Here is a 14,620-nt window from a genome sequence, read left to right on the forward strand (position 1 = left end):
CACGCGGTCCCCAGCCGCAAGGTGCGCAACCGGGTGGTCCATGACCGTGCCGTCGGGCATGATCACGTGTGCATCAGAGGGCATGAGACGTGCCAGACTCTCCAGCGCGCGGGAGGCCCCCATCACCGACTTCATCTCCAGCCAGTGGCCAAGGAGCATGATGTCGATCAGCGTCGCCAGCTCCCAGTAGAAGACCATGCCCTGAAGACCTAGCGAGACCGTGGCGCTGTAGACAAAGGCCACTGTGATTGCCATCGCGATGAGGGTCATCATACCGGGGGTCCTGGCCTTGAGCTCTTCGAACATCCCTGTGAGGAAGGGCGTGCCACCGTACACGTAGATGAATGCCGACAGTGCGAACAGGAGCCACGTCGAACCGGCAAACTGCAGCTTCGTGCCCAGGTGCAGCAGCATCTGCACGGGCTCCGAAAGGAGCAGAACCGGGACAGTCAAGACGAGACAGACGAGGAATCGGTTCTGGAAGTCACGGATCATGTGAGCGTGGTGGTCATGCCCTTGGTGTTCGTTGTGCTCTGTGTGACCACCCGGCATCACATGCTCAGCATGCGCCATGTCTTCGTGCATGTTGTGGTCGTGTCCTTCCTGATGCATGGCGTGTGCGTCACTTGTCAGGTCGTGATGCGTGTGCTCATGGTCATCCATGTGAAGCCTCCGCTTGTCTGGCGAACTATGCCCAGTCTAGGCCAAAGACCCAGATACTCAACGTGTCCGCACCCCAGACATAGTGAGTATGTGGAACCATGGCACGACGTGAAGCGCGAGCAACGCCCGAACGGAGATGCACACCAATAACCAGAGCGGTTCGGATTTCCCGACGCGCTCGGCAACCTCGGACGATGGAGAAGAATCCGCTAGTGCCTCTCGGGGGCGTCCCTGGGTGTCGGCACGCCTTTGTGTGAGCCGGGCATTTCAATATACCTCTTGGGGTTCCCGTGAAACGAGTCCTTGCACCACTGGCTGCAGAAGCCATAGGTCTTGCCTTCGAACTCCTCCGTGTATTCGGCCTCGAAATTGTTGAGCAACATGCCACAAACTAGATCCCACTGGTTGAAACAAGTCTTGGTCATCAGAGTCTCCTGGGTTGACGAACCCACTTCTCGCATCGATGAGGACAATAGCGCGTCACCCCGCAGGATACCTGCAGGGTATCGCCCGCATGTACCGTGACACCCGGTCGAGCTGACTCGACACGTCTTCTGCCCGGTCACACGCCAGTCGGGATGCGTTCACCATAGCGCAAATACGTGGACAACCATGAAAGCAGCAGACATGTGAGTAGTCATAACATGATGTACCTCCAGTTGGCGGGATCTCTCACTCATCGCTCCAATTGCCGTCGACACACCAAAATCAACATCTCTGCGGGCAAAGCCCAAAGTCGAGATGTTCAGCACGGCCCCGACGCAAAGAGCGGCTCGGAGGAATCCGAGCCGCTCGGCGTTCATCGTGATGAGGAAGTCAGTGTTAGTGCTTCTCGGGAACCTCTCTGGGTGCTGGCATTCCTTTGTGCGATGCCGGGTTCTCGATGTACTTCTTGGGATTTCCACGGAACAAGTCCTTGCACTTCTGGCTGCAGAAGCCGTAGGTCTTGCCTTCGAACTCCTCGGTTTTCACTTCGTTCGTGTCCTTGAGCAACATGCCACAGACTGGATCGAACTCGTTAACATGCGTCTTGCTCATCGTAGCCTCCTTGGCTCACAAGCCAACCTGACAGGACATCGGTATTGAGACCACCAAGCCTGAATCGAATCACCTGCCCCGCGCACAGCGCAACATACAACGCAATACCGGAATATGGTTCAGTTACACACAGGATTCGTTCCGGTCACACCACAGTATGCAATATTTAACTGTAGCACGAGCAGATAAACAATGGTGAACAAAGCAAGATTCTTAATGCTTCAGTAGGTGCGGCTATTCTTACGAAGCAGCCCCGGGTCTGCTACTGCTCACCTCATCGCCCCAACGCTTTGCAGCTCAGCCCTGATAGCACCCAAACATCCATTGACTCAGTCCCGCCTTGAGCCAATTCGCCTGAAGCGCTGCACGTGTCTCAAGCGGCGGGCGAAGATCCTAAGAACCCTTCTTCGAGACACATGGATCGAGTATTGGAGTGAGATATCTATAGCACCTGAGTAGTGGTTCTAGGGACTCAGGTAGTGAGCACGGGGAAGGCATCCCGGTGTTCGAGTATGGTGCTAGGTCATCCCCGGTCTTGGTAGTGCAGCACTTGAGGACTCATGGCCGCTCTCGTTCTTGGATTGCTCAACAATCTTTTGGTGAGTCTAGACAATTCTACGAGCAGAAGGTTCCAACCGGGGGCTACTGGGTCCACCAGTCACTCTATCGTCTGTCTTTCCTCAATAGCTGCTTCCGGCCCTTGCCAGGTCGTGGCGTTCCCGCTTGTCAGCCATCATGGTGAGGAACACCACGGGAGCGTCTCTCGTCTAATCTACGGAACATGGTACGATAGGGACAGGAGGTGAAGACATGCGACGATATGTTGCGCTTGGCTTGGCAGGACTTTTGGCGTTCTGTCTGGTCGTTCCGGGAACGGCGCTCTGCGCTGGCGGCGTGACTTCGACGGTATCGACGGACAAGACCGTCTATCTTCCGGGCGATACGGTCCGGCTGACATACCGGCTGAAGAACGACTCTTCTGATGCACTGACGTTCGCATTCACGTCGAGCCAGCGCTTCGACTTCACGGTGGCCGGCGGTGGCGTCCTCTTCCGGTGGTCCAAAGGACGGTTGTTTGCTGATGTGATGGGCGCCCTTTCGGTATCAGGCGGCGGGAGCCTCGTTCAGGAGTCAACATGGAAGGTGCCGACCGATGCCCACGAGGGTGCCTACACGGTGATGTTCTCCCTGACAAGCCATACTGCGCTCCCATACTCTGCTTCAACGTCTTTCGGCGTCGGTGCGTCCAGTGGTAGCGCGTCTCCTGCCTTCAAGGACATCATTGGGAGTTTTGCTCGCATCTCTATTGAACGCCTGCTGTCCTTGGGGATCGTCACTGGCTACACTGACGGCCTGTTCAGGCCACAGGGTCTCGTCACCCGCGCCGAAGGTGCTGCCCTGGTCGCCCGCGCCCGCGGACTTCAACGTGCCGCCGGAACAACGGTGCGGTGGGCAGACGTGACTCCGCGCCATTGGGCGTACCCTTCCATCATGGCACTTGCCGCGTCACTGGACGAGGCCTCGCTGACATGGACAGGTCCACGCTTCGACCCGTCGAGACCGATGACGCGCATACAATTCATCGTGTGTCTGATGGCGCCCGCAGGGGATGTGGGGTCGCTTCAACTGCCGTTCGCGGACGTGGCCGAAGATGCGTTCGGCTGGCGTGAGGCGTCGGCGGCATATGCCCGTGGCATCGCGGTCGGAACACTGGAGTCGGGCATCAGGAGACTGCGACCGGATGACCCAATAACGCGAGCCGAGGCGGCAACTCTCATCGACCGCTTCCTGGCCCTGCATCAGGAGTAGGGGGGAAGCCAGCCGTTACTGGAGACTGTTACAGAAACGGAACCGTCCCGAACTGTAACAGTGTTACACTGTGGGACGGTTCCAAAAGTGTAACACTCTCGCGGCAAGGCACATTCGCAGCCCGACCTCCCCTGTTGCAACACCCCGATGTCGATGACATCGGGGTGTTTGTCGTGCTACTTGCGCTCAGACACGAGCTTCTCGAGGGGCTCGACCCAGCGGGTGCGCATGAAGTCGAAGCCCTTCTGCCAGAAGGCCTTGTCGCGTGGGTCGATGCCGGCCAAGCCAAGGATCTCGGCAGGGGTCATGGCGCTGCCTGTCTCAAGGATGCGGTAGTAGACGGGCTTGAACTTCTCGCCTTCCTCCAGGTACTTCTGGTACAGTGACAGCACGACGAGTTGCGCGAAGTTGTAGGCGTAGACATAGAAGGGCCACAAGAACATGTGCTGGACGATGGTCCATTCCATGTCGTAGTGTGCGGGGATGGAGACGGAATCGCCAAACATGTTGGCCAGCTCCTCGTGGTAGATGGAGCGGAGCTCATCGGTGGACAGCTGATGGTCGGCGATGAGGCCGTGCGTACGCGTCTCGAACCGGTGGAACATGTTCTGACGGAAGGTCGTGGCGAAGGCCGACTCCAGCTTGGAGCAGTAGAGGGCGATCTTCTCCTCGGGGTCCTTCATGCGGCCCAGCAGGTAGTCGGTGACGAGCATCTCGCCAAAGACCGAGGCCACCTCGGCGAGGGGCAGAATGGGGTCGCGGTTGACCGCAGTCTGCTTGGCCGAGAGGATGCCGTGCATGCCGTGTCCCAGTTCGTGCGCCATGGCCTCCACGTCGTGGCTGGTCCCGGTGAAGTTGAGCATGACCCACGGATGCGCGCCGGGGAGATTGAAGGTGCAGAAGGCTCCACCCGTTTTGTTGGGCAGAGCGCGGCCGTCGATCCAGTTCTTGTCGAAGAACTCCTGGATGATGTCATGTGCCCGCCGGTCGAACTTGGCATACGCATCCAGGACGATAGTCTTGGAGTCGTTCCACGTGTATGTGTGGGGTTTGGCACTGATGGGCGCGTAGATGTCCGCCAGCGTAAGCTTCTTGCTGTTCAGAAGGCGCGCCTTGAGGGTGTAGTACCGCTCGACGATATCGACGTTGTCCCTGGTGACGTCGGACAGCGTGTTGACGATCTCTGCGTCCAGCTCGTTCTCCAGGTTGCGCATGCCCATCGGTTCGTCCACGTGGCGCAGCTCGCACTCGATCTGGTGGTCCTTGAGCAGGGTGTCGAAGACGTTGGTAATGACGAGGCTGTTCTCGGCGTACTTGCCAAAGTACTGTTTCATGGCACGTGTGCGCAGACGCGAGTCGGTGCTTTGCCGCAGTGAGCGGATCTGCTCGCCGTTCATGATCTTGCGCTCGCCCTTCACGGTGACGATGTACTTGAACGAACTCGTGAGCTCCTGGTAGATGCGCTGAACGGCCAGCTTGCCTGTCAGGTCTCGCTTGCTGAGCAGCATCTCTTCTTTCTCGCTGAGGAGGTGTTCTCTCCGCTTGCGCAGGAACAGCAGGTAGTGGCGGTAGTTGTCCAGTGCCTTGTCGGCGACAAGGTGTGCAAAGATTGCCTCGTCCATCTGGCCCAGTTCGATCGGAAAGAACACGAGCGTATTGGCAATGTCGCTGCCCAGTTCCTGTGCCTTCATGACCAGGTTTTTGGCGCCCTCGTCCAGGTTGTCGGTCGTGAGCATGAGTTCGGCGTACTCGCCGATCCGGCCAGTCGCGGAACTGATACGCTCTTCTTCGACCATGAACTTCCTGAGTTCAGCCGGGGTGACCTTGCCGGCTGCGACCCTGCCGCGGTGCTTCGCAGCGAGGGCGGTGGCGTCCCGTCGTACCGCCTTCATATCGCGTGCGATGCGCGGATCGTCAAGGCTCGCATACAGGGCACTCAGGTCCCATATGACGTTCTCCGACCCCAGTTTCGCTGCTTTCATTGATTCCTCCTTAAGGGTATGTTTGTTCGGACACCTTATGATATCACACAATACCGGCGCCTCAATGCTCCAATTCTCATTCCCGCCGTCCTCTCCGTCATTCCCGCGGATGCGGGAATCCAGTCCTTTTGTTGAAGGGTTCAGTCAAGGTGTAACAGTCTCGGAGAAAACGGAACCGTCCCGAGAATGTTACAACAACTACGGCTGTCCCCTGTTACACTGTTACATCCGTCATTCCCGCGCATGCGGGAATCCAGTCCTCTTGCTAACGGGTGCAGCGAGAGCGTAACAGTCTTGGAACCGTCCCGAGAATGTTACAACAACTACGGCTGTCCCCTGTTACACTGTTACACCCTGTTACAGATGTGAGGTGGCGGTAGGGCACAACGCAGCTATACTGATGCAGCGCACGAAGACGGGGCGCATGCTTGATCCGAAGGGAGTGTTGACTGTGGAAAACGATGGTGAAACGATCTCGAGGGTTGCGGCGAAGCGACCCGAGAATACCCCGCGTCAGGCGGCATTCTGGAAGGTCTCGGGCTCATTCCTCTCGAAGGTGCTGGGGTTTCTGCGGGACATCCTTGTGGCGAAGATCTTTGGTGCCACCTACATCGTGGACGTTGCCCAGCTCGTCGAGAGTGTGATCCTGAACATCGTCAGCTTCGTCACGTCTCCCATCTCGATTCCACTTGTCCCCGAGCTGACGCACGCTCGCTTACAGAGCGAACGCGACTACCGTGGTCTCCTGAGCTCCGTGTTTGGCCTGTTTTCGATTGTCGGCCTGGTTCTCTTCACGGCGGTCGCTGTCTTCCCACGCACGTTCGTGACGCTGTTCAGTGGCGGGTTCAAGGGTGACGTCGAAGTCTACGCCGAGTACACGTACCGGTGGATGGCAGCTCTGTCATTGATTGTCGTCATCTCGGCGACCATGAAGACGGCGCTGGCCGTCAAGAAGGACTTCGTCCTGCTGTCGTTCGGCGACGTCCTCATGAATATGGTCGTCATCAGCGGACTGCTGTTCGGCGCGCGCCAGATGGAACTGCCTATCCTCAAGACCGGAGCGCAGCTTCTATCAGCGCTTGCGCTTTGGGCATACTTCGGGATTCGTGAGAAGTGGTTCATCCTGCCGCGGTACGGTCACTGGGACCCCAGGGTGAAGTCGCTGCTCAAACAAGCTGGCCCTCTGTTCATCGGCTCGGCGACGGACATGCTGCTGATTCTCATCGACCGGACGATGGCTTCCTTCCTCCCCGAAGGCTCGATTGCTTCGCTGGGGTACGCTCAGAAGATCTACCTTCTGCCACTTGGTGTCTGGGCGGTTCAGATTGCGGAGTCGTCGTATCCCTACATCGTCTCGGCGTTTGCCACGAGCGACGTGGCGAAGGCCTATCGACTGGCTCGTGGCTCCATCCAGCGTATCCTGTTCTTCGTCGTGCCCGCCGTGGCCGGCCTGCTGCTGCTTGCCCCGTCCATTGTCCGTGTCATCTACCAGCGGGGAGCCTTCAGCGAGGCAAACACGGCTCTCGTGGCGCGCGTTCTGCAGGGGTACATGGGTGTGCTGCTGTTCAGCTCGGTCCAATACATCGAGACCAGGCTCTTCTATGCCAGGCGCAATACCATGACCCCCATGTTTGTCAGCGTTGCCAGTCTGGGGATCAACGTCGCCCTCAACTACCTGTTTGGCTTCGTGTTTCATCTCGGCGCGTACGGGCTTGCCATTGCCTCGTCGATCGCCGCCTTTGTGAGCATGACGCTTATGTATCTTGTGTACCGGCGCATGTATGGAGCGGTCGACTATACCCTGATATTCCGGGACGTGCTGAAGATCGGTGGAGGCACACTGATCATGGCTGCCATGATTGTCGGCCTGCAGGCCCGAATCCACATCCTGCCACTCATCGCTGTCAGTTTCGCCTCGTACATGATGGTGACGGCGCTCCTGCGGGAAGACGAGGCGACGGGCTACCTGAGGATGGGCCGCAGGCTCCTCGCGCGCGTTGGCAAGAAGAGCTGATGCTCACGCCGTGATTTTGTGAGTTTGTCGATTTGCACTAAACTACTCTGTGGCGGCAGAGGCTGAATGCGTGCTGCGAAGGCAGCTGCGCCTGCGTCATGGGCACGCTGGACATGGAGAGGGAGGTTGAGATGACACGAAGGCCGCGAGGTGCTGAACCAGAGGTGATCGACGAGCCCAGGGAGAACGAGGATGTCCGTCACTGTGCTTCGCTGAATGCGTACGGCAGGTACCTGTACGGCCAGGGCAGGTGGGAAGAAGCGCGTGTCTTCTTCGTCAAAGCCTCGAACGTCCTGCCCGACGATGACGTGACGCGTAAGAACCTTGCCGTTGCCTCGAGTGCCTGCGGCTTGAACGATGAGGCCATCGAGATCCTCGCCGATCTGACGGCTAGACTCCCGAATGAGGCATCTCTGCACAACAGCTACGGCCTGGTGCTGCACAATGCCGGTCGCCTCCAGCAGGCGGGGATCGAGTTCGCCCAGGCAGCCGAGCTTGCCCCATCCGAGTACATCTATTGGCATCACAAGGGGACAAATGCTCTTGCCCAGCACAGGACGTCCGCTGCGATAGCAGCGCTGGCCCGTGCCATCGCTCTCCCAGGGGCCGCTCCTGTCTGCTACTACAACCTGGCGATGGCTCTGGGTGCGGCAGGCGAGACGGAACGCGCTACGATGTTCCTGCAGAAGGCGATCGCGCTGCGACCAGACGACCCCGGACTCCTTGTGCGTGCGGTTAAGATCATGAATGGTTGGGGGAGGCATGCCATGGCCATCGAGTGCCTGCAAGCGTTCACCCATGCGGGCAGGCGAAGTCGCGAGGTCGAGGCACTGCTCAGCGAACTGCTTGCTGACGGCTGATCGGGCTCATGCTTCAGGACGACGTCTGGTCATACTGCAGCTCCCTTGAGCTGCTGGCCCCTGGTACCCGTGTGGTCGTCGCCGTTTCGGGCGGGTCGGATTCGGTCGCGCTGCTGCGCCTTCTCTGCTCGCTGCGGGAAACCTGTCATCTCGACGTGATCTGCGCCCATTTCAACCATCAGCTCCGCGGTGCCGAGAGTGATGCGGACGAGGCGTTTGTGCGGGAACTGGCAGGTTCGCTGGACGTGCCCTTTGAAACAGGATCTGACAATGTGGGTGCGTATGCTCTGGAACACCACCTCGGCCGCGAAGAAGCAGCCCGGGAGCTGCGGCTTCGCTTTCTTCGCACGACGGCGCTCACGACGGGAGCTGCGTGCATTGCCACGGCTCACACGCGGGATGACCAGGCGGAGACGGTCCTGTTCCGGCTTCTCAAAGGGACCGGCTTGCGGGGGATGGCGGGCATCGCACCTCGGACAGGGATGTTCATCCATCCGCTGCTCGCAGTGTCAAAGGAACAGCTTCAGAGCTGGCTGAGGGCGCAGGGTTTCGTCTGGCGCGAGGATTCCTCCAATGCGGATGCGCGGTATGAGAGGAACTTCCTCCGCGCGAGCGTGATCCCGCTGATCGAGAGTCGGTTTCCTGCCGCGAAGACGGCCGTCTCCCGAACGGCGAACATCGCACGTGCCGCATGTGAGTTGTTCGAGCGGCAGACCGAGCAGGTGACGGACAACATCGAGATCCTGGAAGCGGGCGACGGGAGGCATCCAGGCGCGTTGCGCCTTGCCAAGGCGGCACTTGTGAGCCTGCCTGACCCCTTACTGCAATATGCGCTCGAGGAGGTGTTTGCGACGTCAGGCGTCGGTCCCAGTTTCGAACGGCTGACGCGGAGTACTCAGGCTATACGGAGCGGCAGGACGGGCATGCGCGTAACGCTGGATGACCGTGTGACGCTGGAGGTGGGTTACCAGCACGTTTATGTCTACGGCGCCGCGTTTACCGGCCGTGTCCTCGAACCACAGGAGATAGGAACGTTCCCCACAACAGTCGACTGGTTCCGGAGACGCCTGACCTTCGAGGGGAAGACGCCTGCGGACCTTCCGTCGGACCTTCGGGACGTTGGTCCGAAGGAAGTATGGTTCGACCTCGACGCAGTGCGATTGCCGCTCTCGGTACGCCACGCGCGGCCCGGGGACCGCATGACGACGTTTGGGGGACATCGACGCAAGCTGCAGGACCTGTATGTCGACGCAAAGGTAGACCGGGTGCTCCGGGCGCGGCGGCCGGTGGTGTGCGATGCAGATGGCATCATCTGGGTGCCCGCCCTTGCCCGCAGCGCCACAGGAGTAGTGACAGCAGAGTCGCGCCGCTTCCTGCGCATTGTATACTATAGTTCACAGTGCTAAGTTGTCTCACAGTGGGAGCGGGGTAGAATACATGGACATGAGAGACGATATACTAGAAGTTCTGGTCTCGACCGAGGAAATCCAGAAACGCACAGCCGAGCTGGGGCAGCAGATAGGACGTGACTACGAGGGCAGGAACCCGCTGATGATCTGCATTCTGCGGGGCGCCGTCGTGTTCCTGTCCGACCTCATCCGCTCGGTGCCTGTTCACGTCATGGTAGACTTCATGGGCGTGAGCAGCTATGGCGGCACCAACATGGATAGCACGGGCGTCATCAAGATCACGCGTGACGTCGACGCCAACGTGGCGCACCGCGACATCATCATTGTCGAGGATATCGTCGACACAGGCCTTACGATGAAGGCGCTGATCGATCTCATGAAGACGAGGGGCCCCAGCAGTATCGAGATCTGCACGTTCCTCTCCAAGCCGCAGCGCCGAAAGGTGGACGTGGACATCAAGTACTGCGGGTTTGAGATTCCCAACAAGTTCGTCATCGGTTACGGGCTGGACTACGACGAGAACTACCGGAACCTGCCATTCGTCGGTGTCCTGAAATCCGAGGTCTACGAGAAGAGAAAAGAGGAGAAAGGATAAGTGGCCAACCAGAAGAAGAATGCAGGCTCTAACCCGAATCTGCTGAAAGAGCTCATCGGATGGGCCCTTCTCTTTGCCGTGCTATGGGGCGCCTATTCGCTGTTCAGGCCTGCTGTGGCCCAGCCGGCGCAACTCACATATACCGATTTCGTGGCCAGGGTTCAGGCCGGAGAGGTCAAGGACGTCAAGTTCGAGATTTCGGACGTTGTCCAGACCGGTACGGGAACGCTGAAGGACGGCACCAAGTTCACGACCATCGCGCCCCTGTATGACGCCAGCCTGTATCCGCTGCTGGTCGAGAAGGGTGTGCAGGGGGACTTCAACAAGGCGCAGACGAGCATCTGGCTGACGCTGCTGGTCAATGTCCTGCCGTTTGTGCTCCTGATCGGGTTCTGGTTCTTCATGATGCAGCGCATGCAGGGCGGCCAGAACAACCAGGTGTTCAGCTTTGGGAAGAGCAAGGCCAAGCTGTTCATGGACAACCGCCCGCGCGTGACGTTCAAGGATGTTGCGGGTCTGGATGAGGCCAAGGAAGAGACAGGCGAGCTGATCGACTACCTCAAGAACCCCAAGAAATTCTCGGCAATGGGTGCCAAGATTCCCAAGGGCGCCTTGCTGGTCGGACCTCCTGGTTGTGGAAAGACACTGCTTGCGCGTGCGATCTCTGGCGAGGCCAAGGTGCCGTTCTTCAACGTGTCGGGTTCGGAGTTCGTCGAGATGTTTGTCGGCGTGGGCGCAAGCCGCGTCAGGGACTTGTTCGCACAGGCGAAGCAATATGCTCCATGCATTGTGTTCATCGACGAAATCGACGCCGTGGGGCGCCATCGCGGCGCAGGCATCGGCGGCGGCAACGACGAACGTGAGCAGACCTTGAACCAGCTGCTCGTCGAGATGGACGGCTTTGACGCGAATAAGGGCATCATCATCCTTGCGGCAACGAACCGGCCTGACGTTCTGGACCCGGCTCTGCTGCGTCCGGGCCGCTTCGATCGGCGCGTTGTCGTCGACCTGCCGGATGCCAAGGGACGAGAGGAGATCCTCAAGGTGCACGCTTCGGACAAGCCGTTTGCAATTGACGTCATGTTAGGCACGATCGCCAAGGAGACCGCCGGCTTCACAGGAGCCGACCTGGAGAACCTGCTGAACGAGAGCGCACTGCTTGCCGTCCGCAGGGGCAAGACGGATATCACGATGGAAGAGGTCGAGGAAGCCATCGACAAGGTCATCGCTGGACCACAGAAGAAGTCCAGAGTCATCAGCGCCGACGAGCGCCGGCGCATCGCCTACCACGAATCCGGGCATGCTGTCGTCGGCAAGGCTCTGGCCGCGCGTGAAGAAGTCCACCGCATCAGTATCGTGTCACGCGGTATGGCCCTCGGGTTCACGTTGCAGCTCCCCACAGAAGACCGGTACATGCGCACGAGCGAGGAGCTCCTCAGAGAAGTTGCCGGCCTGCTCGGCGGAAGCGCTTCCGAGAGACTCTTCCTGGGAAGCATCTCGACCGGACCTTCGAACGATCTCGAGCGGGCCACGGACGTCGTCCACCGCATGATCCGTGCGTATGGCATGAGCGAGAAACTCGGTCCCCTGACCTATGGCAAGACCAGTGACCTGGTGTTCCTTGGGAAGGAACTCAGTGAGGAGCGCAACTACAGTGAAGAGACCGCCCAGACCATCGACGCTGAGGCCAGACGCCTGGTTGAAGAGCAGTACCGCCGCGCGACCGAAGTCCTGGAGATGAATCGTGCCGTGCTGGAGAGTCTGGTGACTACCCTGCTGGACAAGGAGACGTTGCAGGGGCCAGAACTCCAAGAGGCGCTCAGGGGCGTCATCGACCTGACGGCGAGCACTGTGCACATTCAGGCGCCCGCTTCGCAGTCTGGTTCGCCGGTGAGCACGCAGCCTGCCTCATAGTCCGGACACAGAGATATCAGCAAGGCCCCAGCCGTCAGGCTGGGGCCTTTTCTTGTCCTGAACGCTCGTAGCGTTCTCAGGCGCGGTTGGCAGTGCCAAACAATTCGATCTTGCCGCGCACGCCATCCCTGATAGCCTGCAACTGTGGCTTTGCAAGATCCCGGAACCCAATGGCGTCCGGGTTCTGCTCGAACATCGCCTTGACGGCGAGGGCGGCTTTTTTCTGCAGGAAGGTTGCAATATTGATCTTGGTGATGCCTAGCTGGATGACCTGCCTGACATCCTCATCCACTGCGCCCGAGGCGCCATGCATGACAAGCGGGACAGTCGGCATGGCTTCGTGCAGCTTTCGGCAGAGTTCGACATCGAGATGGGCGGCCTGGATGGCCATGGCGTGGACCGTTCCAATGGAAACAGCCAGAGCGTCGACATGCGTATCAGCGAAGAAGCGAACTGCCTCGTCGACTGCGGTGTAGTGCATATCCTCGGCCTCGGCAGCTTCGCCGTCCTCGGACTTGCCGACCTTGCCGATCTCCGCCTCGACGGCCACGCCTACCTGGTGGGCGGCTTCGACGACCTGGCGCGTGATGGCGACGTTTTCGGCGTATGGCAGCGAGGAACCGTCAAACATGACGGAGCTGAACCCGGCACGCAGTCCTTCGACACACCGCAGGAAGCTCTTGCCGTGATCGAGGTGCACGACGACGGGAATGGCAACCTTGGCAGCGTAGTGACGGGCGATCATGCTCAGTTCTTCGAGCCCCGCAAAATCAGAGCTGCCCTGCGAGATCTGGAGGATGACAGGCGCCTTCATCTCAACCGAGATTTCGACGACAGCCTTGGCATATTCCAGGTTGTGGATGTTGTACGCGCCGACCGCGTAGTGGTTCGTGAGTGCGTCCTGCGTGACTTCTTTCAACGTTACCAGCATTGTGCCACCTCCACGTGGTTAGACAGCCTTGATGTATTTTCCGTAGCCGGCTCCTGCAGGAAACCACCCCGAACCGTCGTAGACCTGATTGCCGCGCACAAACGTCTGGCGGACCGCGCCTCGCAGCTCGCGCCCCTCAAAGGGCGTGTACTTGTTCTTGGCGTAGAGGTCCTGGGCGTGCACGGTCAAAGGCGCATTCAGGTCGATGCAGGCGAAATCGGCATCAGAACCGACTGCAAGGACGCCTTTCCGCGGGAAGAGGCCAAGACGCTTTGCCGGGTTGGTACTCATGATTTCGCCAAACCTATAGAGGTTCATGTCCCGGACCGTGCAGGCTTCGTGCAGCATCAGCGGCACACGGAGCTGAACGCCAGGCATGCCCGCATAGGCATTCCAGATATTGTCGGTGACCTTCTCCCGTGGGTAGATGCCGGCTGCATGGTCGGTCGTCACGTAGTCGATCGTCCCGTCCAGCAGCCCCGCCCAGAGCACCTCGTTGTCGTAGCGGTCGCGAAGAGGCGGCGTGCACTTGGCCAGACTGCCCAGGCGCACAAAGTCTTCCCGGTTGAGCATCAGGTAGTGCGGGCAGGTCTCAGCCGTGGCGTCGATGCCCTGACCCTTGGCCTGCCGGACAAGGTCGACTCCTGCGGATGTTGACATGTGGACGATGTGGACGCGCGTGTGTTCGCGCCGGGCGAGAGCAAGGACCGTCGAAACGGCGAGGGGTTCCGCATCGTAGGTGCGGCCGTCCTTGTATGCCAGAGGGTCCGAACGGCCCTCCCGCATGATCTTGTCGGTGTAGTACGTGGCAAGGAAGTAGTCCTCGGCGTGCACCGCCACCAGCATGTTGAAGTCGCGTGCAGCCTCGAAGAGCATCACCATCTGGCGCGTATCGAGACGCGGATAGGTCTGCATGCCCGAGATGGTATAAGCCTTGATGCCGACGACGCCCAGCTCCTTGAGTTCCGGCAGCAGTCGGCGGAAGGCGCCGCTGTCGATGAAGGTTGGGGTCGTTCCGCCCCAGAACGCGTAATCGACGTAGGCCTTGGACTCCACAGCCTTCATTTTTGTTCTGAAGTTGTCGGACGTGGTCACCGGCGGAAGCGACGTGCACGGCATGTCGACGATGGTCGTGACACCGCCCGCGGCAGCCCCCATCGTGCCGGTGCCGAAGTCCTCGCGTTCCGTGAAGCCGGGATCGTCGAAGTGGACATGGCCGTCGACCCCGCCCGGCATGACAAAGAATCCATGCAGGTCGGTTGCGGCGACTCCAGCAGGAGCAGGCTCACCGCGTGCAGGGGAGAACTTTTCGATGATGCCGTCTGTGACCAGCATGTCGACTGCCAGGAGCGTACCGTCGGGTTGTGCTATCTGAGCGTTCTGGAAGAGCAGCTGCATGGCAAAC

At 59.6% G+C, this 14,620-nt stretch carries 12 protein-coding genes; 6 read left to right on the forward strand and 6 right to left on the reverse strand.

What is annotated here, in order from left to right; genetic code table 11:
• From C0398_03885 to C0398_03895, 3 genes are all read right to left on the reverse strand, one after another.
• On the reverse strand, positions 1-663 hold a 663-nt coding region (locus C0398_03885; protein ID MBA4365131.1), incomplete at its 3' end, for a heavy metal translocating P-type ATPase.
• A gap of 209 nt (positions 664-872) precedes the next feature.
• The gene (locus C0398_03890; GenBank protein ID MBA4365132.1) at positions 873-1,124 is read right to left on the reverse strand and encodes a hypothetical protein; all 252 of its coding nucleotides are present in this window, start codon (positions 1,122-1,124) and stop codon (positions 873-875) included.
• A 361-nt stretch (positions 1,125-1,485) separates the two neighbouring features.
• Entirely contained in the window at positions 1,486-1,701 is a 216-nt protein-coding gene (locus C0398_03895; protein MBA4365133.1) for a YHS domain-containing protein, read from the reverse strand.
• An 810-nt stretch (positions 1,702-2,511) separates the two neighbouring features.
• Between C0398_03895 and C0398_03900 the strand changes: the two genes are divergently transcribed.
• Positions 2,512-3,510 (forward strand): hypothetical protein, encoded by a 999-nt coding sequence (locus C0398_03900; GenBank protein ID MBA4365134.1) that lies wholly within the window; start codon positions 2,512-2,514, stop codon positions 3,508-3,510.
• Positions 3,511-3,686: 176 nt separating this feature from the next.
• Here the strand turns inward: C0398_03900 and C0398_03905 are convergent, their stop codons facing one another.
• A complete protein-coding gene (locus C0398_03905) occupies positions 3,687-5,492 on the reverse strand; it encodes a peptidase M3 (GenBank protein MBA4365135.1) in 1,806 nt (601 codons plus the stop codon).
• Positions 5,493-5,892: 400 nt separating this feature from the next.
• Here C0398_03905 and C0398_03910 point away from each other — a divergent pair, with 400 nt between their 5' ends.
• The 5 genes from C0398_03910 (at position 5,893) to C0398_03930 (ending at position 12,284) form a co-directional block, all read left to right on the forward strand.
• Positions 5,893-7,506 carry a hypothetical protein gene (locus C0398_03910; GenBank protein MBA4365136.1) on the forward strand — a complete coding sequence of 538 codons (1,614 nt, stop codon included), beginning with the start codon at positions 5,893-5,895 and terminating at the stop codon, positions 7,504-7,506.
• A gap of 131 nt (positions 7,507-7,637) precedes the next feature.
• Positions 7,638-8,366 (forward strand): hypothetical protein, encoded by a 729-nt coding sequence (locus C0398_03915; protein MBA4365137.1) that lies wholly within the window; start codon positions 7,638-7,640, stop codon positions 8,364-8,366.
• A gap of 8 nt (positions 8,367-8,374) precedes the next feature.
• A complete protein-coding gene (gene tilS, locus C0398_03920; GenBank protein MBA4365138.1) occupies positions 8,375-9,772 on the forward strand; it encodes a tRNA lysidine(34) synthetase TilS in 1,398 nt (465 codons plus the stop codon).
• 31 nt (positions 9,773-9,803) lie between these two features.
• Positions 9,804-10,370 (forward strand): hypoxanthine phosphoribosyltransferase, encoded by a 567-nt coding sequence (gene hpt / locus C0398_03925; GenBank protein MBA4365139.1) that lies wholly within the window; start codon positions 9,804-9,806, stop codon positions 10,368-10,370.
• 39 nt (positions 10,371-10,409) lie between these two features.
• Positions 10,410-12,284 carry a cell division protein FtsH gene (locus C0398_03930; GenBank protein ID MBA4365140.1) on the forward strand — a complete coding sequence of 625 codons (1,875 nt, stop codon included), beginning with the start codon at positions 10,410-10,412 and terminating at the stop codon, positions 12,282-12,284.
• Positions 12,285-12,360: 76 nt separating this feature from the next.
• On the opposite strand, the gene kbaY is transcribed toward C0398_03930, so the two are convergent.
• Positions 12,361-13,215 (reverse strand): tagatose-bisphosphate aldolase, encoded by an 855-nt coding sequence (kbaY, locus tag C0398_03935; GenBank protein MBA4365141.1) that lies wholly within the window; start codon positions 13,213-13,215, stop codon positions 12,361-12,363.
• Between the two features lie 18 nt (positions 13,216-13,233).
• On the reverse strand, positions 13,234-14,613 hold the full coding sequence (gene allB / locus C0398_03940) for an allantoinase AllB (protein ID MBA4365142.1): 1,380 nt from the start codon (positions 14,611-14,613) through the stop codon (positions 13,234-13,236).
• Positions 14,614-14,620: the final 7 nt, after the last annotated feature.

This window comes from Coprothermobacter sp. (assembly GCA_013824685.1).
Taxonomy (GTDB): Bacteria; Caldisericota; Caldisericia; order Cryosericales; family Cryosericaceae; genus Cryosericum.

Excerpts from the sequence above, each read along its gene's own strand:
- C0398_03890 (MBA4365132.1), bottom strand. The coding sequence starts at position 1,124 with ATGCGAGAAGTGGGTTCGTCAACCCAGGAGACTCTGATGACCAAGACT.
- C0398_03895 (MBA4365133.1), bottom strand. The coding sequence starts at position 1,701 with ATGAGCAAGACGCATGTTAACGAGTTCGATCCAGTCTGTGGCATGTTG.
- C0398_03900 (MBA4365134.1), top strand. The coding sequence starts at position 2,512 with ATGCGACGATATGTTGCGCTTGGCTTGGCAGGACTTTTGGCGTTCTGT.
- C0398_03905 (MBA4365135.1), bottom strand. The coding sequence starts at position 5,492 with ATGAAAGCAGCGAAACTGGGGTCGGAGAACGTCATATGGGACCTGAGT.
- C0398_03910 (MBA4365136.1), top strand. The coding sequence starts at position 5,893 with ATGCAGCGCACGAAGACGGGGCGCATGCTTGATCCGAAGGGAGTGTTG.
- C0398_03915 (MBA4365137.1), top strand. The coding sequence starts at position 7,638 with ATGACACGAAGGCCGCGAGGTGCTGAACCAGAGGTGATCGACGAGCCC.
- tilS (MBA4365138.1), top strand. The coding sequence starts at position 8,375 with ATGCTTCAGGACGACGTCTGGTCATACTGCAGCTCCCTTGAGCTGCTG.
- hpt (MBA4365139.1), top strand. The coding sequence starts at position 9,804 with ATGGACATGAGAGACGATATACTAGAAGTTCTGGTCTCGACCGAGGAA.
- kbaY (MBA4365141.1), bottom strand. The coding sequence starts at position 13,215 with ATGCTGGTAACGTTGAAAGAAGTCACGCAGGACGCACTCACGAACCAC.
- allB (MBA4365142.1), bottom strand. The coding sequence starts at position 14,613 with ATGCAGCTGCTCTTCCAGAACGCTCAGATAGCACAACCCGACGGTACG.